Annotated in this window: 31 protein-coding genes; 12 read left to right on the forward strand and 19 right to left on the reverse strand. The window is 57.0% G+C overall.

All coding sequences use genetic code 11. The features are described 5' to 3' along the window. Position 1: 1 nt before the first annotated feature. From trhO to A6F69_RS06250, 3 genes are all read right to left on the reverse strand, one after another. A complete protein-coding gene (gene trhO / locus A6F69_RS06240) occupies positions 2 to 946 on the reverse strand; it encodes an oxygen-dependent tRNA uridine(34) hydroxylase TrhO (RefSeq protein WP_067598747.1) in 945 nt (314 codons plus the stop codon). 5 nt (positions 947 to 951) lie between these two features. After that, entirely contained in the window at positions 952 to 2031 is a 1080-nt protein-coding gene (locus tag A6F69_RS06245; protein ID WP_067598750.1) for a branched-chain amino acid aminotransferase, read from the reverse strand. A gap of 547 nt (positions 2032 to 2578) precedes the next feature. Continuing rightward, positions 2579 to 3094 carry a hypothetical protein gene (locus tag A6F69_RS06250; protein WP_067598753.1) on the reverse strand — a complete coding sequence of 172 codons (516 nt, stop codon included), beginning with the start codon at positions 3092 to 3094 and terminating at the stop codon, positions 2579 to 2581. 51 nt (positions 3095 to 3145) lie between these two features. Here A6F69_RS06250 and A6F69_RS06255 point away from each other — a divergent pair, with 51 nt between their 5' ends. Beyond that, complete coding sequence (locus A6F69_RS06255; protein ID WP_067602649.1) at positions 3146 to 3883, forward strand: TlyA family RNA methyltransferase; 738 nt, start codon at positions 3146 to 3148, stop codon at positions 3881 to 3883. Positions 3884 to 3887: 4 nt separating this feature from the next. On the opposite strand, the gene A6F69_RS06260 is transcribed toward A6F69_RS06255, so the two are convergent. Beyond that, on the reverse strand, positions 3888 to 4547 hold the full coding sequence (locus A6F69_RS06260; RefSeq protein WP_067598756.1) for a DUF6969 family protein: 660 nt from the start codon (positions 4545 to 4547) through the stop codon (positions 3888 to 3890). Between the two features lie 80 nt (positions 4548 to 4627). Continuing rightward, the gene (locus A6F69_RS06265) at positions 4628 to 4837 is read right to left on the reverse strand and encodes a hypothetical protein (protein WP_067598759.1); all 210 of its coding nucleotides are present in this window, start codon (positions 4835 to 4837) and stop codon (positions 4628 to 4630) included. A gap of 266 nt (positions 4838 to 5103) precedes the next feature. On the opposite strand from A6F69_RS06265, the gene A6F69_RS06270 reads away from it, so the two are divergent. From A6F69_RS06270 to leuB, 4 genes are read left to right on the forward strand one after another with little or no spacing between them, the layout of a single operon-like run. Then, a complete protein-coding gene (locus A6F69_RS06270; RefSeq protein WP_067602651.1) occupies positions 5104 to 5652 on the forward strand; it encodes a TspO/MBR family protein in 549 nt (182 codons plus the stop codon). Positions 5653 to 5694: 42 nt separating this feature from the next. After that, on the forward strand, positions 5695 to 5946 hold the full coding sequence (locus A6F69_RS06275) for an accessory factor UbiK family protein (protein ID WP_067598762.1): 252 nt from the start codon (positions 5695 to 5697) through the stop codon (positions 5944 to 5946). Positions 5947 to 5958: 12 nt separating this feature from the next. After that, positions 5959 to 6564, forward strand: a complete 606-nt coding sequence (gene recO, locus A6F69_RS06280) for a DNA repair protein RecO (protein ID WP_067598765.1) — start codon at positions 5959 to 5961, stop codon at positions 6562 to 6564. Beyond that, positions 6561 to 7619 (forward strand): 3-isopropylmalate dehydrogenase, encoded by a 1059-nt coding sequence (leuB, locus tag A6F69_RS06285; RefSeq protein ID WP_067598768.1) that lies wholly within the window; start codon positions 6561 to 6563, stop codon positions 7617 to 7619. The genes recO and leuB overlap by 4 nt, the downstream gene beginning before the upstream one ends. A gap of 110 nt (positions 7620 to 7729) precedes the next feature. On the opposite strand, the gene A6F69_RS06290 is transcribed toward leuB, so the two are convergent. Together A6F69_RS06290 and A6F69_RS06295 are read right to left on the reverse strand one after the other, a co-directional pair. Then, on the reverse strand, positions 7730 to 8344 hold the full coding sequence (locus A6F69_RS06290; protein ID WP_067598772.1) for a dolichyl-phosphate-mannose--protein mannosyltransferase: 615 nt from the start codon (positions 8342 to 8344) through the stop codon (positions 7730 to 7732). A 50-nt stretch (positions 8345 to 8394) separates the two neighbouring features. Continuing rightward, a complete protein-coding gene (locus tag A6F69_RS06295; protein WP_083984716.1) occupies positions 8395 to 8787 on the reverse strand; it encodes a hypothetical protein in 393 nt (130 codons plus the stop codon). Between the two features lie 87 nt (positions 8788 to 8874). Here A6F69_RS06295 and A6F69_RS06300 point away from each other — a divergent pair, with 87 nt between their 5' ends. The 7 genes from A6F69_RS06300 (at position 8875) to A6F69_RS06330 (ending at position 13635) form a co-directional block, all read left to right on the forward strand. Beyond that, positions 8875 to 9429 carry a TetR/AcrR family transcriptional regulator gene (locus tag A6F69_RS06300; protein ID WP_067598774.1) on the forward strand — a complete coding sequence of 185 codons (555 nt, stop codon included), beginning with the start codon at positions 8875 to 8877 and terminating at the stop codon, positions 9427 to 9429. Between the two features lie 145 nt (positions 9430 to 9574). Continuing rightward, positions 9575 to 9784, forward strand: coding sequence for a hypothetical protein (locus tag A6F69_RS06305; protein WP_067602656.1), 210 nt, complete (start codon positions 9575 to 9577; stop codon positions 9782 to 9784). 127 nt (positions 9785 to 9911) lie between these two features. Continuing rightward, positions 9912 to 11129 carry a trans-sulfuration enzyme family protein gene (locus A6F69_RS06310; protein WP_067598777.1) on the forward strand — a complete coding sequence of 406 codons (1218 nt, stop codon included), beginning with the start codon at positions 9912 to 9914 and terminating at the stop codon, positions 11127 to 11129. A gap of 12 nt (positions 11130 to 11141) precedes the next feature. After that, positions 11142 to 11759, forward strand: a complete 618-nt coding sequence (locus A6F69_RS06315; protein ID WP_067598780.1) for a 2-hydroxychromene-2-carboxylate isomerase — start codon at positions 11142 to 11144, stop codon at positions 11757 to 11759. Positions 11760 to 11857: 98 nt separating this feature from the next. Then, a complete protein-coding gene (gene apaG / locus A6F69_RS06320; protein ID WP_067598783.1) occupies positions 11858 to 12259 on the forward strand; it encodes a Co2+/Mg2+ efflux protein ApaG in 402 nt (133 codons plus the stop codon). Positions 12260 to 12304: 45 nt separating this feature from the next. After that, a complete protein-coding gene (locus A6F69_RS06325; RefSeq protein ID WP_067598786.1) occupies positions 12305 to 13096 on the forward strand; it encodes a LysR family transcriptional regulator in 792 nt (263 codons plus the stop codon). Beyond that, positions 13093 to 13635: a GNAT family N-acetyltransferase gene (locus A6F69_RS06330; RefSeq protein ID WP_211352822.1), complete on the forward strand. Its 543-nt coding sequence runs from the start codon at positions 13093 to 13095 to the stop codon at positions 13633 to 13635. The genes A6F69_RS06325 and A6F69_RS06330 overlap by 4 nt, the downstream gene beginning before the upstream one ends. A gap of 1 nt (position 13636) precedes the next feature. Here A6F69_RS06330 and A6F69_RS06335 read toward each other — a convergent pair whose 3' ends face one another. From A6F69_RS06335 to A6F69_RS06390, 12 genes are all read right to left on the reverse strand, one after another. Then, positions 13637 to 14530, reverse strand: coding sequence for a hypothetical protein (locus A6F69_RS06335; RefSeq protein ID WP_067598789.1), 894 nt, complete (start codon positions 14528 to 14530; stop codon positions 13637 to 13639). A 1-nt stretch (position 14531) separates the two neighbouring features. After that, a complete protein-coding gene (locus A6F69_RS06340) occupies positions 14532 to 15014 on the reverse strand; it encodes an A24 family peptidase (protein WP_067598792.1) in 483 nt (160 codons plus the stop codon). 3 nt (positions 15015 to 15017) lie between these two features. Then, a complete protein-coding gene (locus A6F69_RS06345; protein WP_067598796.1) occupies positions 15018 to 15824 on the reverse strand; it encodes a tetratricopeptide repeat protein in 807 nt (268 codons plus the stop codon). A 1-nt stretch (position 15825) separates the two neighbouring features. Beyond that, positions 15826 to 16590 carry a type II secretion system F family protein gene (locus A6F69_RS06350; RefSeq protein WP_245638197.1) on the reverse strand — a complete coding sequence of 255 codons (765 nt, stop codon included), beginning with the start codon at positions 16588 to 16590 and terminating at the stop codon, positions 15826 to 15828. A 208-nt stretch (positions 16591 to 16798) separates the two neighbouring features. Next, entirely contained in the window at positions 16799 to 17800 is a 1002-nt protein-coding gene (locus A6F69_RS06355; RefSeq protein ID WP_067598801.1) for a type II secretion system F family protein, read from the reverse strand. 3 nt (positions 17801 to 17803) lie between these two features. Further along, positions 17804 to 19195 carry a TadA family conjugal transfer-associated ATPase gene (locus A6F69_RS06360; RefSeq protein ID WP_067598805.1) on the reverse strand — a complete coding sequence of 464 codons (1392 nt, stop codon included), beginning with the start codon at positions 19193 to 19195 and terminating at the stop codon, positions 17804 to 17806. 1 nt (position 19196) lies between these two features. Next, on the reverse strand, positions 19197 to 20372 hold the full coding sequence (locus A6F69_RS06365) for a CpaE/TadZ family protein (RefSeq protein ID WP_067598808.1): 1176 nt from the start codon (positions 20370 to 20372) through the stop codon (positions 19197 to 19199). Between the two features lie 26 nt (positions 20373 to 20398). Further along, the gene (locus tag A6F69_RS06370; protein WP_067598811.1) at positions 20399 to 21025 is read right to left on the reverse strand and encodes a TadE/TadG family type IV pilus assembly protein; all 627 of its coding nucleotides are present in this window, start codon (positions 21023 to 21025) and stop codon (positions 20399 to 20401) included. Then, positions 21022 to 21531: a TadE/TadG family type IV pilus assembly protein gene (locus tag A6F69_RS06375; RefSeq protein WP_067598814.1), complete on the reverse strand. Its 510-nt coding sequence runs from the start codon at positions 21529 to 21531 to the stop codon at positions 21022 to 21024. The genes A6F69_RS06370 and A6F69_RS06375 overlap by 4 nt, the downstream gene beginning before the upstream one ends. Then, entirely contained in the window at positions 21531 to 23300 is a 1770-nt protein-coding gene (locus A6F69_RS06380; RefSeq protein WP_067598817.1) for a TadE/TadG family type IV pilus assembly protein, read from the reverse strand. Before A6F69_RS06380 ends, A6F69_RS06375 begins: the two co-directional genes overlap by 1 nt. Positions 23301 to 23326: 26 nt before the next feature. Next, a complete protein-coding gene (locus A6F69_RS06385) occupies positions 23327 to 23623 on the reverse strand; it encodes a hypothetical protein (protein WP_067598820.1) in 297 nt (98 codons plus the stop codon). Beyond that, on the reverse strand, positions 23613 to 25055 hold the full coding sequence (locus A6F69_RS06390) for a type II and III secretion system protein family protein (protein ID WP_083984718.1): 1443 nt from the start codon (positions 25053 to 25055) through the stop codon (positions 23613 to 23615). Before A6F69_RS06390 ends, A6F69_RS06385 begins: the two co-directional genes overlap by 11 nt.

Genomic DNA, 25055 nt, shown 5'->3' on the forward strand with positions numbered 1-25055 from the left:
ACTACGGCTTTCTGGGTTCAGCCCGCGCACCGACATGGATTTCACCGCGCTTCTTTGCCAATTGTTGCTGCTTCTGCCGTTCGCGATAGCGTGCGCGCTGTTCTTCGCTGCGCTCGTCAATGCAATGCGGGCAACTGACGCCGGGAACGAAATCTTCAGAGGCTTGCTCTTCTTCGCTGACCGGGCGGCGGCAAGCGCGGCACATGCCGTAATTGCCTTGCTCCAGCCCGTGGCGGACAGTTACGCGCTCATCGAAGACGAAGCATTCGCCGTCCCAAAGGCTTTCGTCCTTTGGCACGGTCTCTAGGTATTTGAGGATGCCGCCTTTCAGGTGGTAGACGTCCTCGATACCTTCCTTGCGCAGGAAGCTGGTCGATTTCTCGCAACGGATCCCGCCGGTGCAGAACATCGCGACCTTCTTCTTGCCTTCCAGCAGTTCATCGCGGTGTTCGCGGAACCATTCGGGAAATTCGCGGAAAGAGGTGGTGTGCGGATCAACCGCACCTTTGAAGGTGCCGGTCGCAACTTCATAATCATTGCGCGTATCGATCACGACGGTGTCAGGATCGCTGATCAGGTCGTTCCAGTCTTGCGGAGCGACATAATGACCGACGCTAAGGCGCGGATCGATATCAGGCTCGCCCATGGTCACGATCTCGCGCTTCAACCGCACCTTCATTCGTGAGAAGGGCGGTTCGGTCGCGGTCGAGAACTTGACGTCGAGGTCCGCGCAGCCGGGAATAGAGCGGATATGCGCGAGCACTTGCGCGATAGCATTCTCCCCGCCCGCGATGGTGCCGTTGATGCCTTCCTTCGCCAGCAACAGCGTGCCCATCGTGCCCACTTCCTCACACTTGGCGAGCAGCGGCCCTTTAAGCGAAGCAGGGTCCTCAAAGCGCGTGAACTGGTAAAGCGCAGCTACGGTGAAGGGGGCGGGTGCCGTCATGGCAATCAATCCAGCTTCATCACCCAGCCATGGGTGTCGCTTACTGTACCGCGCTGGATACCGACCAGCTTTTCACGCAGTTTCGCGGTGGTCTGCCCGATGCCGCCGGCGCCGATGGTAAATTCGCCGTCTTCGCCAGCGACCTTGCCAACCGCCGTCACAACAGCAGCTGTGCCGCACGCCATGACCTCAACAAGCTTGCCGCTTTGCGCATCCTCGCGCCACTGGTCGATCGAATACATGCCTTCTTCGACGGTCAGGCCCTCTTCGTGCAGCAGCCGGATCAAGCTGTCACGGGTAATTCCGGGCAGGATCGTACCGGTCAGCTTTGGCGTAATCACGCGGCCATCGTCCATCACGAAGAACAGGTTCATGCCGCCCAGTTCCTCGACCCATTTGCGTTCGACCGCATCCAGGAACAGTACCTGATCATGCCCCTTGGCAAAGGCTTCTCCGGTAGGGACCAGACTGGCCGCGTAATTGCCGCCGCATTTAGCCGCGCCGGTGCCGCCCGGCGCCGCGCGGGTATAATTCGACAGCCAGATGCTGACCGCTTTCGCACCCGATTTGAAATATCCGCCAGCGGGGCACGCGATCAGCACATATTTGTACTGCTTGGCCGGGCGCACGCCCAGAAATGCCTCGGTCGCGATCATGAAGGGGCGCAGATACAGCGATCCGTCTTCTACGTCGGGATACCAATTGCCATCCACGCTTAGCAATTCGCGGATCGAAGCGAGGAACATCTCTTCCGGCAGGTTCGGCATGGCCAGCCTGTCAGCCGACTTGTTGAACCGCTGCGCGTTCGCTTCAGGGCGGAACAGGCCAAGGCTGTCGTCCGGATGACGATAGGCCTTCATGCCTTCGAAGATTTCCTGCGCATAGTGCAGCACGCTGGCCGCCGGATCGAGCGCGATGGGTTCGCGCGGGCCGAGCACGGGGGTCTGCCAGCCGCCCTTTGCTTCATCATAGTCGATTGTGACCATGTGATCTGTGAAGACCGTGCCGAAACCGGGATCGGCAATCTTCGCGTCGCGAACGTCGTCAGCCGTCGGGGCCGGGTGTGGGATGCGCGTGAATTCCATGGAGGTCGCGATTAGTGCGCGTTCTTGTTTTTCGCAAGCGCATCCGCGCTCGCGATATCCTCGCTCACGCGACCTAAAGGTCGCGTCGCTGCGGGCGGGCGCCCAAAAATCCTGGCGCCCTTGCGGCTCACTGTTCGCTCGCCGTTTGGTGATGATAGCCACCTGGTTGCGGCAGCCAGAGCGCGACTGCGCCTGGGGCTAAACAAAAAATGAAAAGGGCCGAACCTCGCCCGTAGGAGGTTCAGCCCTTTCATGGTCAGCGGCGGTAAGCGCCGCTCACGAAGTCTCTATAGGTATCGAACTTACCTATAGTACCTCGCGCGGAAACTTGCCGACCTCTCTACTGAACCATGAGACATCGGATCACCTCCTTTCGCGCTTGTAAGCCAAGACCCAGACCGTATCACCGGGGGCCGAGAGCCGCGTTCGCCGCTGGCCTCAAGTGTCAATTTGATTCAACCGAATCGCGAAAACAAGTCTTGAATTTTAGTTTTCCCACGTCAGAATGGAGCGCCTTGGTCAGGAGCCGCTTGAGGCTCCTTTTTTGTTACCTGCAATCCTCAATCACGCGGGTCACTTCGGCCCATGCGGGGATATAGAGCGGCTCCATCCCTTCAACCTCGATGGCAAAGCGGCCCTTGGTGATGGCCATCGCGTCCAGCAGCGGGTCATTCGCAGGCAGATTGGCCGCGACCAGTCCATATCCGGGCACTTCACTTGCGTTTAGCAAACGCTCGGCAGTCTCGGTGCGAACGCGCATCATCAACTCGCTCTGAGATTCGCCGCGTCGGGCAATGCCGATCTGCCGCGATTCCTTGTCACAGCGCAGCACGAACAGATGGACCGGATTGGCGTCACCGAACAGGCCGAGCGATTCGCCCGGCTCGTTGACATATGTCCATGTGCCCGGAGTTTGTGGTTCATCATTCCAGCTGAGATCCGCTGCCTCTTCGAAGACAACTGGTTCGGATCCGTCATCCTGCTGCTGAGCGCATGCCGAACTGGCCCCGATCGTGAAAGTCGCGGCGAGACCGGCGGCCATTTGCAAATAGATGTGTTTCATACGCGCTTAATGCGCGCTAACGCCTTGCTCGTCCATGACCAAGAGCATTGCATGAGCAAAAAACGCCGGATCGATCAGCTGCTTGCCGAGCGCGGGCTCGCCGAGAGTCGCGCGCGTGCGCAGGCGCTGGTGATGGCGGGGCTGGTCTTCAGTGGTGAGACCAAGATCACCAAGCCGGGTCAGCAGATGGCCGAAGATGTACCGATTGAGGTTCGCGGGCGCGATCACCCATGGGTCAGCCGCGGCGGGATCAAGCTTGCCCACGCGATAGAGCACTTCGGGCTCGACCCGGCAGGGGCAGTGGCGATGGATATTGGCAGCTCAACCGGCGGCTTTACCGATGTGTTGCTGCAGGGCGGTGCGGAACATGTCTTCGCAGTCGACAGCGGCACCAACCAGCTGGCGTGGAAGCTGAGGCAGGATGCCCGAGTCACAGTGCTGGAACAGACCAGCGCGCGTATTCTCACGCCGGAACTTATCGATCGCCCGTGCAACTGGGTCGTGTGCGATGCCAGCTTTATCGGGCTTGCCAAGGTACTTGAGCGACCGCTCGAACTGGCTGCGCCCAATTGCCAGCTTGTCGCACTGATCAAACCGCAGTTCGAAGTGGGGCGAGAGGAAGTTGGCAAGAAAGGCGTGGTCAGCGATCCGGCCTTGCATGCGCGCGTGTGCAACGAAGTGCGCGATTGGCTGGAAAGTAACGGCTGGACAGTCGAAGGGATTGTCGAGAGCCCGATTACGGGGCCGCAGGGGAATGTAGAGTTTCTGGTTTCCGCTACGCGCGCTTAGCGGTCTATTCCAAATCCAGGCTGCTGATCTTTGCATCAAGATCGATGGGAATTTGCGAGAGCACTTCGACACCGCTTTCCTTTTCGTATCCCTTCTCGCCGTGCTTGGCGACCAGCTCTGCATGCCGTGCATCGCGTTGGCGCAGAAGCTCCGCAATTTCTTCACGGTACAGCGCGACCATTGCCGTGACAAAGCGGTTGACCAGATCGTCTTCCTTGGTCTCATCCACGTTGAAGTCAGGCAAATGCTCGATCATGACATCGGCCGGGAAAAGAAACTCATTCGTGACGAAGCGGTTTACGGTGAACCATGCGCGCGGGATGCCGACGGTGTCGATCGACAATCCGACCAAATGGGTAACATGCGCTTTGCAATCTTCGCCTTGAGGTGGCCAGACCTTGGGCTCAAGCCCCTTTGGCAGCTGCGTGCGGTGCAGGAACAGGTGAAAATGCCCGTGCTCGCCCTCGTCGCGCGATCCCGGCGCGTGGACGTGGTAATACCAGCGCGATCTGGTCTTGGCATCGCGTGCATCACCTTTGGGATAATGCTTCCAGAAATGGCTTTCGCCACCGTCAGGCAATACGCGAAGCATCAACGGGCGCTGTTCTTGAGCCATCTGTGTGATGGTTTCGATGACGGTATGGGCGGCGTCTGTGGCGTTCATACTTGCGTGCCTAGAAAACGAAACGGCCGACGGCAACACAGTCACCGTCGGCCGAATTGTCTGTTCAGAACAGCTAAAGCTTATTCAGCTGATTCTTCTTCAGCAGCTGCACAGCAGCCTTCTTCAGCAGCAGCACAGCAACCTTCAGCTGCGCAGCAGCCTTCGTAATCTGCCGTTTCTTCAGCAGCTGCTTCTTCAGCCGGAGCTTCTTCAGCAGGAGCTGAACATGCTGCAGTGGCTACAGCGAGACCACCGGCGACTGCCAGCATCGATGCCAGATTCTTCTTCATTACAAAAGTCCCCTTGTGGGTTGGGCGCCCCAAATGACGACCCCACGCCGCTATTGCGCCCAATCGCACGACGCGGAAGCGGGTGGCTTAGCAGAAGATTTCCTTTTCGCTCAATTTCTTTTTCCACTTCTTTCACGAGACTCGGAGTTGAGGTTTTTTCTGACCTTTCCCTGTTTGAGACAGTGATTGGCGGGCAATTGCGCAAAGTGTATCGCGTGGCAGGAGACAGGAGGGGCGATTCGCCCGACCTTTTGCCGGGAGACAAGATGAACGTTATCGCCTCACGCAGCCAGTTGCGCGCCAGCTTCTTTCGCTGGGGGCTGTTCACGGTGCCGCTGATTGTTTTGCTGGGCTTTGTCGCAGGCCAGTTGGGTAGCCCGAACACTTTGTGGTTTCAGAGCTTGGTCAAACCCGACATCTACCCGCCGCCCGCAGCCTTCGGCATCGTGTGGAGCATCCTCTATGTGATGATAGGCATCGCTTTGGCCCTCGTTTGCAGCTCATGGGGGGCACGTGGTCGCGGGATCGCAATCGGTCTCTTCGCACTGCATTTCATCTTCAATCTGGCCTGGACTCCGGTTTTTTTCGGCAATCAGAATATTGAAGGTGGTCTGATTGTATTGGCGATTGTGGTTGTGACCTTGCTGGCGGTGATCGCGGCATTCTGGAGAGTCCGGCGGCTCGCAGCGGTATTGTTGTTGCCTTATCTGGCATGGGCAAGCTTCGCGACTTTGTTGAATTACGAATTTCTGCAAGCAAATCCCGATGGCGGGCAGGATGTACCGAACAATTCGGTCCAGCGCATTCAGCTATAGGTAGAGCTTGCCTTTTGCGGTGAGCATCTCCATTTCAAGCCCATGCAAAGCAAGAACCCGATGATCGCCGATATCGTGAAGATGGCAAACAGTGCAGCAGGCACATTTGCCGGCATGACGCGTGAAGCGCGCGAAAGCGCTCGCGAGCGCCTGAAAGAAGGTATGGCGGGAATGGATTTCGTCTCTCGCGAGGAGTTCGAGACCGTGAAGATGATGGCCCAGAAAGCGCGCGAAGAGAATGAAGCGTTGAAGGCACGGCTGGAAGAGCTGGAAGCAAAGCTCGCTGGCAAGTAAGCGCTGCGCGCGATGAATCTGCGCGCACCGGCCATACTCGTTGCATCAAGACATCACGGCGAAACCGCCAGCATTGCGCGATTCCTGACTGAAGATTTTGGCCTTGTCGCGGCTTATGTCGCGGGTGGGCGAGGGCGGCAGCTACGACCGGTAATGATCCCGGGAAATCGGGTGGCGATTGATCTGCGCGCGAAATCGGATAGCCAATTGCCATTCGCCAAGGTCGAACTGACCGACAGCCGCGGGCCCTGGATGACCGAACCTTTGCCTGCTGCTGCTATTACATGGGCCTGCGCCCTGACAGCCACTGCCTTGCCTGAACGAAATGCCTATCCCGCTTTGTTTGGTGCGCTTGATGGCCTGTTGAGCGCGGTGTGTCAGGCCCCGTCTGCGCGCGGTTGGCTACCTGCGATGATCGCTTACGAGACACTTTTGTTGCGAGAGCTTGGCTATGGCGGGGCGCGTCCGGATGCGGACTCCGATCTGTCAGCGCTGATAGCTGCGTTTGACCGGCTTGAACAACCTCTTGCCCGCTACCTGCTTGCCGACAAGCGCGGCGATGTTATGGCATCACGGAAGCTATTGAGGGAGCGGCTTGGCCGCATGCTGACGCAATGAAGATCGCAGTTTTGCCCGGCGACGGGATTGGCCCGGAAGTAACGCGCGAAGCGCTGCGTGTTCTGGATGAATTGAGATTGCTTGATCTGTCGCTGATGGAAGGTGACGTCGGCGCGGCTGGATATCGCAATCGCGGGCATCCACTGCCACCGGAGACCCTCCAGATGGCGCGCGAAGCCGACGCGGTGCTGTTCGGCGCGGTCGGCGATCCCTCGTGCGATAATCTGGAGCGACATTTGCGCCCCGAACAGGCTGTGCTGGGGCTGCGCAAGGAGCTCGACCTGTTTGCGAATCTGCGCCCGGCGAAGGGGTTTGACGGGCTGGAAGAACTCTCTGCGTTGCGGCCCGAGATCGCGCGCGAGATCGACCTGGTTATCGTGCGCGAACTGACCGGGGATGTCTATTTTGGCGAGAAACGGCGGGAAACTCTGCCCGATGGGCGGCGTGAGGGTTGGGATCGCATGGCCTATGCTGAAGATGAGGTTCGCCGCATCGCGCACATCGCGTTCCGCACCGCGCAAACGCGCGACGGACGAGTAACCAGCGTCGACAAAGCGAATGTGCTGGAGACGAGCCGGCTTTGGCGCGAAGTGGTTGAGGAAGTTGCAGCCGAATATTCCGATGTCGCGCTTGATCACATGTATGTCGATAACGCCGCGATGCAGTTGGTGAAGGCGCCAGGCGCGTTCGACGTGGTTCTGACCGGCAATCTGTTTGGCGACATCCTGTCCGATCAGGCGAGCATGTGCGTTGGCTCGATTGGCTTGCTGGCCAGCGCTTCGCTGGGTGAGCGGCAGACGGATCATGGCACTTTCGGACTATATGAACCGATCCACGGCAGCGCGCCGGATATCGCAGGACAGGGCAAGGCCAACCCGATGGCTACGATCCTGTCCGCGGCCATGATGCTGCGCCATTCATTTGGCATGGAAGATGAAGCGAACCGTATCGAGCGCGCCGTCGCGCGCGCCTTGAAGGACGGCATTCGCGGCGGAGATCTGGGTGGCGACATGGGTTCCGAAGCGATTGGTAAGGCTGTGTGCCAACGCCTTTGACGTGTCGGGCGAGAGTCCAGCGCTCGTCCCAATATGTGTCCTACCTGCCTTACAACAGCGATAGGACGCCTTCAGCAAGGGCTATTATCCGGATCGTTCGGTGACCGTACTCAGCCGGAAATACCAGCCAACGAAGCAGCGGCATAGATCAGCAAGGGAACCACACCGAGCCACACAATTGCTTCGATCAGCGAGATACCGGGAACAGGAATACCCCGCTTGCTCGTCATCAATCGCCTGCGCCCTGCCGATAGACGCGCGACAAAAAACGCGGCAACAGCCAGAAAGACCATGGAAATCGCGACCCAATTCACCCCCATGGCCAGCCCGAAATATACGCCAACAGCTGCCAATCGCCAGCGGCCCTGTTCTGGCCGGCGGATCGCAGCCGAAAGCTGCCAGGCCGCGAGCGAGAGCAAACACACCAAGTATATGACCGGCACCAGGCTGCGCGACTGGGTCATTAAGATGAGTCCCGCCGCCAGTAATAAGCCGGAAACCAAGGTTACAGCTCGCGTGCGCGTTACGTGCCAAATTGCCCGCATGCTGGCTATCAGTGTCACCATGCCTGCCAGAATCTCGAGCGCTGCCGGCAAATAGTGGGTGTCCGTGACAAGCGGGTCCGGTTGGACGGTCAGCCAGAACGCGCAAAACAACCCGACGACGCAACCCAGGGTTAGCGTCAACAGAATTGGATCGGTGTCATGCTCGGGGGCTTGGCTCATTGATTTGAGCGATTAGTGCGAGCTCAATTCCCCCGCAAGCACAAACCAAATCAAGCATGGTCAGTTGATCGTTGCTCCAGCCAGAACAATCTACCGATCATGGCCAATAGCCCGATGCTGGCTGTAAGCGCGACAAAAAGCGCCCATGGCCAAAGGTTCATTCCCACCGCTCGCGCGCGGGGCGCGATAAAGAACAACGCAACGCTGGCGGCGATGATCAGATCATACCAGACCTGTGTCCCCCAGTAATTGACAGTGTGATTCAAGATCACTTGCTCAACACCCTCGGACGCAATTGTGATTACGGTGAACGCTCCAAACCCAAGCGCGGCCGCTCCTGCAAGCGTAGGCGATCCAATCTGCTGATTGCGCACAACAATCGAGATCATGATGGGGACGATTAAAGCTGCGCCGATTAGAAATAGAATTGTGAAGATGTCCACTGGTGCCTCCGGGTCTCTCGCAATCGAATCATGTAGCAGTCGCTACACATGGCTTGTAGCGCGATGTAGCGACTGCTACAAGGGGTCATGACCGGCATTCAAAAGAGCCAGCAGAAACTATCGAGAGAGGCGCTGCTTCCGCTGATGGCGAACCACGTCCTGACGCATGGCATGGGCGGTGCGAGCCTGCGACCGCTCGCCAAGGCCGCAGGGACCAGTGATCGGATGCTGATTTATCATTTCGGGAATAAGGAGCGGCTGATTGCTGATGTGCTGGCGTATGTCGCCAGGGCATACTCCGAAGTGCTTGATGCGTCGTTGTCGGGCGAACGATCAACGTCGCGGCGCGAACTGCTTGATCGGATCATTAAGCGCACGAGCGGCTCTGACATGGAGCCATTTCTGGCGCTCTGGTGGGAAATTGTTGCTGGTTCTGCGCGCGATCTGCCGGGGTATCGCGCCGCTGCGCAGAGTGTGATGTCTCAGTTACTGGCGTGGCTGACCGAACAGATGCCGGAAAACGATCCTGACCCTTCGGGTGGCGCTACCTATTTGCTGACAATGATTGAAGGTGCCCAGATGCTGTCAGCGATCGGTCATGACGCAATCGGGATGCGGGGCCTCGAAACCGCACCCTTGTGATATCCGCGCAACAAGTTGTTGAAATAACGCCTTGTCGCGGAATCAGGGCGGCTTGCCTGTACCTAAAGGCATTGACATCAGTCGTCTGTCCGACGATTATTAGAACAAGTTTGCGTTGATTCAAATGTTCAATGGGGAATACTTTATGTTGAAGAAGTTTGGTCTTGCTGCCGGTGCTTTGGCACTGGTCGGTACACCGATCGCACTGCAGGCAACCGAGCGTGCTTCTGCACCTGTTTCGGGTGAGCAGGAGCTGGGCGGTTCGGGCGCTCTGATCGGAGCAATCGCTGCTGCGGTTCTCGTCGGTTTCATCGTTCTTACCGCAACCGATGATGATGAGCCGGTTAGCCCCTAAGGCGATCTGTTTAATCTAAATTCGAAAGCGGGGCCTCAGTGCCCCGCTTTTTGATTCTGGCGCTGTCGAGTTTTTCCCTGCTTTTTTATTGCCTGTCTGGGTGGCAAGCGACTAACCCTCGACAGCGATGAAAAAGACAACAGGCATGGATCGCGCGACGACGCGCAATTGGCGACCGGCCACCCGCGCGGTGCGCGGTGGAACATGGCGCAGCGAACATGGGGAAACAAGCGAAGCGCTATTCCTCTCTTCTGGCTTCACCTATGATGACGCACAAACTGTAGCAGACCGCTTTGCGGGCGACGCACAGGGTATGACTTATTCGCGTCTGCAAAACCCCACTGTGGCTATGCTGGAAGAACGCATTGCATTGCTGGAAGGAGCAGAGGCTTGTCGCGCGCAGGCGAGCGGAATGGCGGCTATGACAGCGGCGCTTTTATGTCAGCTGTCGGCTGGCGATCATTGTGTCGCTGCGCGCGCCGCATTCGGGTCATGTCGTTGGCTGGTGGACCATCTGCTCCCGCGTTTCGGGATTGAGACCACAGTGATTGACAGCGCGGATGATGCGCAATGGAAAGCGGCCATTCGTCCCAACACAAAGGTATTCTTTTTCGAAACGCCGGCAAACCCCACGCTTGATATCGTCGACCTGCGGCACGTGTGCGACGTTGCCCAGGCGCACGGCATCACAACGGTCGTCGATAATGCCTTCGCTACCAGCGCGCTGCAGCGCCCGATGGATTTTGGCGCAGATGTCGTGGCCTATTCGGCAACGAAACTGATGGATGGACAGGGCCGTGTGCTCGCAGGAGCGATCTGCGGCAGCGAACAATGGATCAATGATGTCCTGCTACCCTTCCAACGAAACACGGGGCCGAATATTTCGCCGTTCAATGCCTGGGTGGTGTTGAAGGGGCTGGAGACCTTGGAATTGCGTGCGATGCGGCAGAGTGAAAATGCGATCGCGCTGGGTGCGTTTCTCGAGCCGCGGATTAATGCGGCCGGCGGACGCATGTTGCATCCAGGTCTCGCAAGTCATCCTCGTCACGAGCTTGCCAAGGCCCAGATGCGCGCGACCGGACCGATCTTTGCGTTTGATGTCGGTACGCGAGAGCGTGCATTCGCGATCCTGGATGCGCTACAATTAATTGATATCTCGAATAATATTGGTGATGCACGATCACTCATGTGCCATCCAGCGTCTACTACGCATGCAGGCATGGAATCTCAGGATCGCGAAGAGATGGGCGTCACGGAAGGTCTGTTGCGCATTAATGTGGGCCTTGAAGATATCGAAGACCTTAAAGAGGATTTGGATGCAGCATTGCGGGCCGCTGGAATCTAGGGAGAGCAAGTCATGTCAAAGCGCGTTGAACTGATTTTCGACTTTGTTAGCCCCAACGCCTATCTGGTGTGGTGGCCGCTGCGCGATCTTGTCAAACGTACCGGGGCTGAGCTGGACGTGTTCCCGGTCTTCCTGGGCGGAATGCACAAACTCACTGGAAACGCGCCGCCGATGATCCGGGACGCGGATGTTAAGGGCAAGGTCGAGTATTCCATGCTTGAAATGCGTCGCTTCATCGAGAAACATGGCCTCACCAAGTATAAGTTGCACCCACAGTTTCCGTTCAACTCGATCACGCTGCAGCGTATGCTTTACGCCGCTGATCAGGATGGGCGCGGGGTCCAATTCGTTGAAGCGATGCTGCCCGCCATCTGGGAAGATGGTGTCGACGTACTCGATCAGGCAGCTCTGGGTGCTGCAGTTACTGCGGCTGGTTTCGATGCGAAGGACTTGTTCGAGCGCAGCCAGACAGACGAAGTGAAGCAAGGACTGATCAAGAACACCGAAAACGCGGTCGCGCGCGGTACATTCGGAATTCCGACAATGTTTGTTGGTCCCAAGGGGAAGGACGAAATGTTCTTCGGCAAAGAGCGTCTGGATCAGATCGAAGAAGAGCTGACGGCTCATTGAACCTCGATCGCCGGTAAAGGTCAGCTATGCACGCCGAAGTGGATTATTCTTCCGCATAGTCTTGAGGCATTCGCATTAATCGCTACCTTCCAGGTGCTATGAAAGAGCTGTTCCAACACGCTGCCATTACAGAAGGTGTTACCGTGCGGGTCGCGGTCAACTTCCTGCCCGAACAATCGCAACCCGATGCAGGGAAGTGGTTCTGGGTCTACCACATCCGTATCGAGAACGGCAGCCACGAGGCGGTTCAGCTGCGAACCCGACATTGGCGGATCACTGACGCCCGCGGCATGGTAAACCATGTTGACGGCGAAGGGGTGGTGGGTGAGCAGCCCCTGCTCAGGCCCGGCGAAAGCCACGATTATGTCTCTGGCTGCCCGCTCGCGACGCCGCACGGGTCGATGGAAGGCTTTTATGTCTTCCACCGCGAAGATGGTACGCCGCTGGAAGTTCGGATTCCATTCTTCCCGCTTGCCGCGCCCGAAACGGCCGAACGCTAAGCGAAGCTTGCGGTCCGGCTTGGACCACCCTAAATCGCCCTCACCATGAAGCGGACTCACCTGCCTTTGAACGCCTTGCGCGTATATGACGCGGCTGCGCGACATCTGTCATTCACCCGCGCCGCGGACGAGCTGGCGGTTACGCCTGCCGCAGTCGGCCAGCAAATCCGCGCATTGGAAGACCATTTGGGTGTCGTCTTGTTCCGCCGCACCAGCAAGGGACTGGAGCTGACAGGGGAAGGCAGCGCGGGCCTTGATGCATTGCGCGAAGGCTTTCTCAAATTTGAGGAAAGCGTTCAGGCGATGCAGGCGGGCCAGGCGTCGGATCGCTACACCATCGCCGTGCCGCGCGAATTCTACGCGCAATGGCTGGGTGTGAAATTAGCTGAGTTCAAGTCTGGCAATCCGAATATCCAGTTTCACATCGTTGCCGATGAAAACGCCGATTTCACTGAAGCCAACCTTGATCTGGCGGTCCGGTTGGTCGACGGGCCGGGAGAGCTGGAGGGAGTGCAGCTGGCCGAAGCGCAGCGCGTGGTTGTCGCAGCACCCGAAGCTCAGGACAGCTGGATCAGCTGGCCGGGCGTTGCACTGCCGGATGGTGAGAAAGCCTGCGTCACGACAGGAAATCCGGGCCAAGCGCTAAGCTCAGCCATTTCAGGGCTGGGCAAGGCGATCTTGCCCTATCCGCTGGTTAAGGAAGCGGTTTCGGCGGGTAAGCTGAAGATCCTTGAAGGACCGGATCCGGGCCGCAGAGCCTACTGGCTCGTCGCGCCGCTGCCGCAGTGGCGGCAAAAGAAAGTGAAGGCGCTGGTCGCGCATTTAACCGCAGAGTGAGTGCTTCACTGCCAACACCGACGCTGGAAACACCGCGTTTCACGATGCGCAAGCTTGTACGCGAAGACACAGCGGCTCTATTCCCGACGCTCTCTGATCCTGAGCAATGCAAATACATGCTGAACGTTGCGTTCGAGACGGAGGAGCAACTCGGCGATTGGCTATGTGATACCGATTGGAGTGGCCGTAGCTGGAGCGTGATCGAGCGTTCGTCGGGAAAGCTTGTCGCGCGCATTGTCGCGGTGCCATGCGAGCATGACACTGCGGAAATAGGTTACATCACTGTAAAGGACCGCCAAGGCGAAGGCATAGCCTTTGAATGCACGCAGCGCTTGCTCAAACAGCTGTTCGAGGTGGAAAATCATCATCGAGTGTTCGCTATCACCGATCCGCGCAACACCGGCTCAAACCGGTTGGTCGAGAAACTCGGGTTCCGCCGCGAAGCGCATTTTGTTGAGAACATCAAGACGCATATCGGTTGGTGCGACGAGTATTATTGGGGTTTGCTCGCCAGTGAATGGCGCGAGCGGCTTGGTTGATTTACGCGCCGGCTGGCATCGATAAAGACACCCGATCCGTTACGGGATCATATTCCACCGCAACCCCCGCGCCGCGAAGTTCGTGGAACGGGATGAACCCGGTGCCGGTCTCGATCGCATTCGCAACCCGGGACGGCAATGCCTGCGCGCGCGGTCCGAGCGCATCTGCCACCGCCGATGTCGCAATGAATATCTGCGCACCTTCTTCGATCCGAATTGTAGCGCGACCTTTGCTTTCACCGTCCACCATAAGCGGCTTTGTTACAGTCAGACTGCCGTCAGACGCATTATAGCTGGCCGGGCCGCCGCTGCCGCCACTTGCAGGCTGGCTAGGCGCGAGCGTCGCTAGGTCATAATCAAGGTTGAGAAATGCGCCGGGCTCCAACCCCTCTGCCGCAGCGAGAGCTGCTGCTGCGCGCGCATCGGAACGTTGCGATGCGGGTAGCGATGCTGTGAAATCCGCAAATGCATCGGCAAAGTTGCGTGAGCTGCCTTGCGCAACTTCACCCACCGATCTTGCAGGGGCCGCCGTCAATGCAGATGCCTCAGTCGTCGCTTCATTCACTGGCTCCGGAACAAGACCTAGCGCAGCGATCGCTGGATGAATCTCGCTTAGAGCGATCAATTTCTCGACAGAGACAGTACTTCCGGAGTTCGGTAAGTCGACGCGCAGAGGGTAACTACCCGCAGGGATGCTCTGCGTTCCGCCTTCAACAAGAGGACCATCGCTTACCGTTGGTGGCCATGCCAGCGTCAACGACCAGGCCATCGCGATTAGCGCGAGGACAGAAAGCCGCGGCGCGCTGTCTGCAAGACGGTCGATCCAATCGCCCGTATTCAAAAGAGGTGCCTGATCATGCTCCATTGGATAATTATGCAGAGCAGCGGTTAACATGTCACGCACTGACGCCTGACGGCACAACCCCCGTCCAAGCGACGAGAATACCGCCGATAGCAATCGCCACACCATATGGAAATTTGGCATGCAGGCTGCCTTCTTCAGGCTTCTTGAAAGGAAGGATCCGACGCAGAATCATCCAGCTCAAGATGGAAACGATACCGGCAATAGACACCCAAAGCAGCAGATTGAGGCCCTCTGAGAGCGGAAAAAACGCGGCAAGTCCGGCGTAGAACTTCGCGTCGCCAGCCCCCATTATTCCCGCTGCAAAAATGCCCGCGCCGATTACCATCGCGATCATGGCATGCGCAAAGTGCCAGCCTGTGAGAGCGAAACCACCGAGATAATAGGCATAAGCCAGTCCCAGCACGAGCAGCGCGAGACACAACCAGTTCGGCAATCGGCGGGTTCGCATGTCACTGACGGCCCCTATGACGAGGAGCGCAGTCAGTGCTGCTGGCCAAAGCAGCGCTGTATCCAAGGATTAGTCCTCGCTACCGCGGCGCAATGAAATCCGCACAGGATAGTTGCGCGAACGAGGGCTAGCACTCCAGCGTGGACCACCGCGAGAGACGGTGATGCGCGCGCGGCGTGGCTCTGCGATTGCCGTTTGGCTATCCTGACTGACCCGCGATGCAGCTGCTTCAGGCTGAGGAGCGCTGCGAATCTGGATTTCCGCCTGACGAACCGGTTGACGTGCAGCAGGAGTATCGGTCTTTGCTGCAGGCGCAATCGCCACTTCGTTTTCGGATACACGTTCAACCTGAGCCGGAGCAGGGGTCGAGATAGCGACCGCGCCCCGATCATCGATCTCCGGTTCGATCAAGCCTTCTTCAACCGCAGTTTTCTCTGCCTGCGCAAGCAATGCCTGTGTTTTTGCTTCGCGCATTGCCAGCGCGCGGGCAGAATTGCCAAGCGGCGACTGGTAAAAGCGCGAGAGATTGGCGGCATACTTCGGATTGCTCGGGTCAACTTTGACCGCAGCCTGGAAGTAACGTTCTGCCAAATCGGCCCGGCCAAGCCGTGCATAGGAAACACCAAGGCCATTGAAGGCATCGGCGGCATGGCTCTCATTCAAGGCGGCCAAACGGAATTGCTGGATGGCGCTGGCGATATTGCCTTGCTCAAGCGCCAGTCTGCCTTTCTGCAGTTCTTCACTGCCAAAAACTTCAGCGCGCTGTTCAGTCTGAGCTGGCTTTGGTCCGAAACCGAGGGCGTTCACGAAGCTTTGACACCCCCCCAATGCGAGTGCTGCGGCGATGCAGCACGATGTGCGGTAGATCTGTTTCATATCAAGAGCCTCCCTGCAGGGCTGGTAGTACTTCACGGATCGACATGACAATGGCTGGAAGAATGATCACGCCTATCATTGTCGGAAGCATAAAAACAACTAGTGGGATCGAAAGCAAGACAGGCAGCCGGTGTGCCTTTTCTTCAGCTCTCAGGCGGCGTGCCTCGCGCATTTCTGACGAATAGACACGTAAAGTAGTCGCTAAGCTCGTTCCGAGTTTGTCCGATTGGATGAGCAGTGTGGCGAAAGACTTGATCTCGTCGACGCCGGCGGTTTCACCAAGTTTGCGTAAGGCGTCTTCTCTGCTCGCACCCGCTCGCATTAGTAGAGTCGTTTCCGTCAGCATTTCAGAAATTCGCGGATGAGTTGTCGCGAGTTCACGACCGACGCGATCGAGGGCTGATTCAAGCCCTAAACCTGCCTCGACGCAGACCAGCATCAAATCCAGACTGTCCGGGAACCCATTGACGATTTCTTCGCGGCGCCGATCAGCCTTTGCACGAATAAATAGATTGGGCAAATAGGCGCCCATGACCATTAGAACAGCACTGCCGATGTAGAGTTGCCAGAGAGTTGGTGGCTCAGTTCGCAGCCACGCAGCCAACAGCCAAAGACCCGGCAACGCAAATATCATGATCAATCGGACGAACGTATAAACCCGTGGCGCAGACTCTGATAGATAGCCTGCCGCCTTGAGCTGTTTGGATATTTCCGATTCCGCCGTGTCAGAAAGGTTGAAACCGGCCTCTTCAATCCGTTTGACCATTCTGGCCCAAGCGCCTTCGCTGCGCTGTCGGGTCAGTGTCTCTTGCGCTGCACCGCCGTCACCGCCAAGCGAAGCGAGTTGGCGGGACACACGCATCCGGCTCGATGTAGCGCTGGATACAAACAGGACTACAGCTGCGACGGCGCCGAAGATAAGCAGCAGGATGAGCGCCCTTATCACCCAGTTGGAAGTTGCAAACTCTAACATGCTAAACCTTTAGATCGACCATGCGGCGAATAATGTAGACGCCAAGGAAATACATAATTATCAAACTAATGGCCCCGTAGAGAAAAATTGGATCCTCAGCATTCTCAAGATAGTACTGGGGGGTCAGAACAAAGATCGATACAAATGCAAAGATCGGTAGTACGGTCAGCATCCAGGCCGTCATCCGGCCCTCAGAACTGAGAGCCTTAACCTTTAGGAACATCTGGTGGCGATCACGGATAACCTTTGAGATGTTCTCCAGTATCTCTGCGAGATTACCACCAGTCTGGCTTTGAACCGAGAGTGAGACAACAAACATCTTCATGTCCTCGAGCTCCCAGCGATCTGCCATATGTTCCAGCGCGCCAACAAGATCGGCGCCATATGCCACTTCGTCACTAATCAAGCCGAATTCGGACCCGATCGGGTCTTCCATTTCTTTGGTCAAGAGATCAATGGCCGAGGCGATCGGGTGCCCGGAGCGCAAGGCGCGGACGAATATGTCAAGCGCAATCGGGAACTGATATTCCATTCGTTTGCGGCGCGATTGCGCTATTCGGCTGATCACCAGCAGAGGAATTCCCACCGCAACCGCCAACGAGAATAACAGGCAAATCAAGACCGATCCGACACTAACCGGTAGACCAACGAGCGTCGATCCGAAGACGCTAAGTAGGAACACTCCGATCAGTCCAATGACCATAAAGAAAAGCAACTGTGTTGTGGTCAGAGATATCCCGGATGTGAATACCATCCGCTGCATCTTCACGATCGAGCTATCAAGAAACGCGGGCAGATTGGACGAACTTTGCGGGCGGTTCTTGATCAGTTGCCCGATGATCTCCTCACGGTCCTGACCAGAGCTGATCAATTCCAGCCGTCGGTTGATCGCACCTTTGTGGCTTCTGCTTTTGGCGTAGCTGGTCGCAAAGAATTGCGTGACCAGAAATACGCCCGCAAACAGCGCGACAAGGATTAGGATACGAATTATCTCTGTTGTCATTGCTTAGCCAATCTTCAGCTCTGGGCGGAACAGTTCGGCTGGCAGTTTGATGCCATGCGCCTCTGCATCGAGCAGGAACTTCGGACGAATTCCGGTCGCTTCGAAGTGACCGATCACCATATTGTTTTCGTCAATACCTTCCTTCTTGAAACGGAAGATTTCCTGCATCGTGATTGTGTCACCTTCCATCCCGGTGATTTCCGAAAGGCTGGTAACGCGGCGGCGGCCATCACTAAGGCGCGATACCTGGAGGACAACATTTACGGCGGAGGCGATCTGGTTACGTGCGGCGCGCTGCGGCATGTCGATCCCGCTCATGCCGATCATCTGTTCAACACGGCTTAAGGAGTCGCGCGAAGAGTTAGCGTGCACGGTCGTCATTGAGCCATCATGACCGGTATTCATTGCCTGCAACATGTCAAAAGCTTCGCCTGCGCGAACCTCGCCCACGATGATCCGGTCCGGGCGCATTCGTAGCGCGTTCTTGACCAGATCACGCTGGCTCACCTCGCCACGGCCTTCGATGTTTGGCGGGCGTGTTTCGAGACGTGCTACGTGGGTCTGCTGCAACTGAAGTTCAGCCGAGTCCTCGATAGTAACGATGCGCTCACGTTCGTCTATATAGGAAGACAATGCGTTAAGCATGGTCGTCTTACCCGAGCCTGTACCGCCTGAAATTAACACGTTACGGCGCGAACCCACGATCGCATGGAGTACTTCGGCCATGGCTTCCGGCACAGATCCCAAAGCCACAAGCTTGTCCATGCTGATCGGTACCTTGGCAAATTTCCGGATCGAGAGCAGCGATCCATCGAGCGCAAGCGGTGCGATGATCGCATTGACACGGCTGCCGTCTTTGAGACGCGCATCTACGAAAGGCGAGCTTTCATCAATGCGGCGGCCAACGGCGCTGACGATTTTCTGGATGATGCGCATCAGGTGCTTTTCATCCTGAAAACGGGTGGCCATGCGTTCAAGAACACCTTGGCGTTCAACGAAAACGGTATCGGCACCGTTGACCAGGATATCGGTGATCCCCTCATCCTTGAGCAAGGGTTCGAGAGGGCCGAGGCCCAAGAGCTCGTCCATTACTTCATCAATCAGCGTGGCGCGCTCTTCACGGTTCAGCGGCTGGTCAAAAGTGACCAGAAGTTCAGGAACTACTTGCGCGATTTCGGCCTTGATTTGCTCTTCCGGCAGTTTGTCCAGCATCGAGAGATTGATGCGGTCTAACAAACCCTGGTGGATTGCCATCCGCATTTGCAGCAAGGTTTCCTGCCGCTCGCTGGTCTGCGGGTGCAGGGAAACCACCTCAGCGGGTGGCTGATCATTATGCTCCAGTTCGTGCTGTTCTTCGACAGCGTTTTCGCCCTCAGGACGTTTAATCTTCCACATGTTATTCTGCCTCCGCCAGACGCTCTGCCACCAGATCGCTCAGCTTCATGATATCCTTGCTGAACTTGCTGCGTTTCTGGACTGCGTAAATCAGCTGGCCTTGGTCTTGCGCTTCGCGCAACAGGCTTTCTTCTTCACTCAGAGTGGCTAGCACAGGATGCTTGAGGGCTTTCTCTGCGTCGTTTGCGTCGATGCTCTTGAACAGCTTCTTCTCGACCTGGTTTAAGACAACATGGATTGAATCCTTACTTATGCCCATCGATATGAGGAAATCGAGCTGGCGTTTGGCATGGCGCAGGCTGGGGATCGTCAACATTCCAACTAGAATTGACATGTCGGCTGCGTATACAGTCGAAAGGGACCAATTGGTGAATGATGCAGGCAAGTCGATTAAAACAACATCATACTCGCGTCGCGCCAGAGTAATGACGCGCATCAATTGTTCGAAATCAATCGATTCAATCGGAACGATGTCGGTAGGTGGCGAGATCACATCAACCAGATCGTGACCCTTCGTGGCGACTGACCGCAGCAGTTCACTGTCAAGACGATCGCCCGCCTCAATCAAGTCCATCAGCGACTGGCGAGAGCTAGCGCCGAGGTACTGCGAAACGTCTCCGGACTGAAGATCAAGATCAATGATACAGGCACGATGGCCTTCGCCAAGATCATGGGCCATCTGTGCGGCCAGGTGTGTTGCCACAGTTGTAGAACCCGCACCACCGATGCTCTTGATTACAGTGATGAAAGGCGCGAGAGCCCGTTCACCTTCAACTTCAGGATCGATCTGTTGCGCTGTGTCGACAATTGACGTGACCAGTTCGTCGAGAGTGAAGGGCAGGGCAACAATGTCACTGACACCGCGGCGCAAAAGAGTGCGCGTCGTCGCGATGTCCACGTCAGCGAGACCCGCAATTACCTTGATGCTCGGCAGTTGCGCCCGCAGCACGTCAACACGCTCAAGCGAATTGCGTGATGCAGGATCTACTTCGATCACAACAACAGAAGCCGCTGCAAGGTCAGCAATCGGCAGCTTGTCCTCGATGCCGCAGGCGATCGCTTTCACCTGGCTCGCAAGTCCTGCTAAACCCGACAACATGCCGGGCTGTGCGACAACCATCACCCCTTTAGGTAAGTTGCCAACCGTCTCTCCGGCTGAATTTTGAATGTTGTCCATTTTACTCATGCTACTTCTCAAAAAGCTCAGTTCGATCTCGAACCATTCGCATCTTCTGCGGTAATAGAATAGGCAAAATCCGGCAAATCTACTGACGTCCCGATGGGAGACAAAGTGACCGGAGTGTATTGAAGGTTAACGAGGCGCACTGTGATCAATGGGGCCGCGTCCGGGCCATTTGGGTCGCCAGCATAGCCGAGCCCGCTGCCGCGATATTCGACCCTAATATTAGCGTCTTGCACACCAGGATAGTAGGCCCGCATTCGATCCGCGAGGTTGCCAAATGCGATTGATTGGAAAGCAATTGGCCCAAGCGTGCCGCAATCCGTCCCTTGGCATGGATCGCAGCCGGTTGAGTCGCACCTCACATAGAAGTCGAGTTGAGGCAGGCGGTCACCCTGCTGAATTTGCGTGCCGCCAATCGTCTGGTTCACAAAACTTACGTCGAGACCAGAGGTGACCGGATCCGTTACAGCGGCGTAACGGGCGCCGGCCTGCGTCGCTTTTTCCAGCTGATTGATCCGCCACGAATAGATGCCAACGTCAATCGTGCCGAGCAGCAGGAGGAGGAAGAGCGGCAGGACCAGAGCAAACTCTGCTGCGAGTCCGCTCTCATCGCGGGCAAAACGATCAAGGAAAGAATGGATGCTCATATGCCCATTACCGTGGCTTGCTGGGATGCGCCGATACTGTAGCTATCGGTGATGATACCCAGCCCGTTGAAAAGCGAGTCATAGCTAATCCGCGTCTCAACGGTGACCTGCGGCGCGCGCTCAGTACCATCATAGATACCCGTTTGCGATTCAGCTCCGGTCGGACAGGTTACAGTGACAGTCACCTGACCATTGCTGTTCCAGTTCGCAATTCGTGGCGTTGTTCCGTTGATCTGACCTGTGCGCGTCAGACTCTGGATTTCAGTCAGGACAAGTCCTTGGAACTGCTTTGCCGTACCGTCGCGGCAGTTGGCCTCGTCAAAGCTCTGGCGCGCCGCATACCGCGCGCCATCGCGCAGCGCCTTTACGATCTGGTGCTGCTGGTAAAAATAGTGGCCGGTCTCAAACCCGGTAAACAGCAACAGGATAGAGATCGGCAGGATCAGCGCCATCTCGGCAGCTGCTCCGCCGCGCGTGTCAGAAAGGAAGCGCCGAACAAACATCATTATTTCACCAAGTAGGGCACATCACGGCGAATGGTGATGCCGGCGCCGGCACCAGTCGCTCTTGTGGTGTTCTCACGGACAATCTCAACATAGAGCTCATCTTTGCTGGTGAAGTGATTGCCATTGTAATTCCGGTCAGCCGCGACCTGCGGCAGGAATACGTCGATCCATTGCGTAACGAGCACGTTAGTTGAATTCCCGCTGACGCCTTCTGCATTGCAGTTGACGATTGCAATCGACATCAAGCGGCGATCGGGAACCGACACGGGAGAATAGCCGTGTTCAATGCTGCAGATCGACTCCCCCTTGTGCTGGACGCCGTCACCACCAGTCACTTCGGTGTAGTTGATATCCTCAAGGACATACAGGCCGTCAACCGGGTCGCCCAGATTGGCTTCTTCCCATTTATAGACTTCGTATCGGGTTATCTCATCGATGGTCCGCTCGATGGTTCCGTCGCCATCAAGATCCTGAAGTGCGCCGGCAAGGTTTGCCCGCCATTCTGTGGGTGACCAGCTCGTGCCTACGTCATCGGCTGTACCAATCACTCCATCCTGATCAAAAGTGCGTACGTAATGTACCCGAAAATAGGTGTCGCGATCCCATTCACCGTCGCCAAACCCACCATTTAAAACTTTGCAGCTGCCCGGATCGCCGTCAGCCACGGCATGGCATTTGTCGCGCGGATGGCCCATGCTCTTTGGAGTATGCGTGTATGACACATTGGCGTTGCGCGGAAGGTATGCATCGCCGAGATAGTCCGGGTTTGCACCCGGTTTGGGCAGTCGCCAGCCACCCTGATTGTTATTGACTTGGCACGTGGCGCCAGAACCCGGTGCCGATGTTTGCGGCCGGATCATATCCTTGCGCACATTGACGGCTGATGGGCAAGGGCGTGCGCCATTATCGTCCACTTCACAGGCGTTGTTCTCGTAAACATCAAAGCGCGTGTTGGCAGATCCGGGCGCATTGGCGATGTTGCCGGTCTGTGTATCGACGGTCGCAGGGCCAGCTTGCGCGATGCAGTTGCCAGCCGAACCCCAGCCCAGTGCTTGACGTACACCGACAGCGCCATTGGCAAGACCTACGTCGAGATACCCATAGTTTCCCGGCACCCATTGGCTGCCGCCGCCTGGCTTGGCTAAAAAACCAACGCCCTTTCGTCCACGAGCCGGATCTGCCGCAGTTGAATTAATGTCCATTTTAGAATTCGTGGCTTCATCCGGATTGCAGATCATGAGAGGAGGGACGCGGCAAAGGGCGGAACCAAGGCCAGCCACAGCTGACGCGTTAAGGCTACCCGTGATGGCCCCGACAATGGGCGTCAGCGCATAGTTAGCATCGCGTGTATCGACGTCCACCTGCACGAAACCGGCCCTTTGATCGGCGTCGCTGGCGGTAATGTCGATCGGGTTCGTGCCAGCCTCTGCATCTGCTTTGGTTTCATAAAAGGTAAGCTGCACCACGTCAGTAATGGCAACAGTTGTGCCTGCGCCATCATTGGAAAACAGAGTGTTATTGGTGACCAGCCCACCCTGAACTGCGTTGGTGGCGCGGGTAATGGCGCCAGTCTCTCGGTCTAGCTGGGTCGCGCCCGCCAGTGCCGCCTGATCCGCCGCGTTCTGCAATTCGGTATCAAGGCCAACCGCACGGGTATAGTCAAACGCCAGGCCGGCAATCGCGATCAGCGGAATGAGCGCAAGGGCATAGGTCGCTGCGACCGCGCCGTCTGCGTTCTTCACAAATCGCTTATGCCGTTCCTGTGTCATGGCTGGTCATCCCCTTGACTGCCTTCTTAATTGTTGCCGCCGCTACCACCGATGCTCTCGGTAGTTGAGATACGCTCAGGCTGCTTGACCTGGTCATTGCGGTACCGTTCAATCGCCTGTGCGGCTTTCTCTGCACTCGTCGCCGGAATCGGAGTATCATACTCGGGTTCAGGATTGACAACCATCGCAGCATAGGTGGCTCGATTGGCCTCACCAAATCCCGGGTCTTGATAGCCGATCCATTCTGCATCCTCGACTGTAGCGCAAGCACTGACGCTGATTGCCATAGCGAGAAGGACGCCGGTTTTGATCTTAAAGCTCATAGTCGCTCTCCTCATTATTGCCATCAGCTTCGTTTGGCTCAACCGGAACTGGCGTATATGCGTTACCACCGAACAACGTTTCCATTGCATTTGGATCTGCGACCCGATCGGTTGGCAAACGAACTTGCTCAGGCTTGATCGGCTGAACCAGACGCGGTGTCACGATGATCAGAAGTTCCGTCTCGCCCTTTCGGAAGCCGGATGAACGGAACAGCGCGCCAATGATTGGCAGCGAGCCAAGCAGTGGAACCTGATCAACAGTCGTTTCAAAGTCCTGCTGGATCAGGCCAGCGATCGCAAAGCTTTCACCATCGCGCAGCTCCAGAACCGTGCTTGCGCGGCGTGTCGAAAGACCGGGGATGGAAAGACCACCCACCGTGATTGATGCCGAGGGGTCAATCGAGCTGACTTCCGGTTCGACGATCAAATTGATCGTATTGTCGCTTAGAACGGTGGGCGTGAAGCCCAGGCTTACGCCAAAGGGCTTGAACTCGACGGTCAAGCCATTATTGCCGCCGCCGGTTGCACCGCCCTGACCGCCGTTGCCTTGCAGCACGGGCACAGGAAATTCACCGCCAGCAAGAAACGATGCGGTTTCGCCTGAGAGTGAAATCAAGGTCGGCTCGGCCAAAGTCTTTGAAAGGCCTTTCGCCTCAAGCGCATCGAGAGCGAAATCAATATCCAGCCCCAAAACGTCTGTGAACGAGCGTGTTACGACACCGAACGCACCACTCGCGCTGTCAACGCCAACGGTTGCGCCTGGAATTCCGCCAGTTTCGCCTGGCGTTATGCTCGCGCCTGGGCCGGTTGCTCCGCGGAATGATGTGTCGTTCGAACGGAAGAACGAACGCACGCCCAAATCTCGACCTACACTGCGTGACACTTCGGCAAAACGGACTTCCAGCATAACCTGCTGGCTGCCACCCATCGACATAAGGTTGACGACATTGTCGCCTGCGTATGCCTTCGCCAATTGCACTGCCCGGTCAGCTGCGCCGGCGCTGCTGACAGTGCCTGACAGGACGATAGACTGGTTCGAGATTGTAGCTTCGATGGCTTCGTCCGGCATCAATGTTGCGACTTGTTCGCGCAGACCGATGACATCGGGGCCTACCGCGACATCCATCACCGCGAGGACATTGTTGTCGCGATCATATAGCGTGAGGCTGGTAGTGCCGGTCGCTTTGCCCAGCACGTAAACCGAACGATCCGAAATCGGGAAAATATCCGCAATCTCGTCATTGCCGATCATGGCGCGGGAAATCGGGCGGTCAGCCGTGATTACCTGGCTCTTGTTGACCGGCACTTCGATCGATCCTGCGTGGATGCCGTAGTCATCCTGTGCAGCAAGGGGAGCCGTGACGGCAGGGATAGCCCCACCGGTCATGCCGATTAGCGCCGCTGCGCCGATTGTTTTCAGGCTCTTGCGCAT

Source organism: Altererythrobacter ishigakiensis (assembly GCF_001663155.1).
In the GTDB taxonomy this organism is placed as follows: Bacteria; Pseudomonadota; Alphaproteobacteria; order Sphingomonadales; family Sphingomonadaceae; genus Erythrobacter; species Erythrobacter ishigakiensis.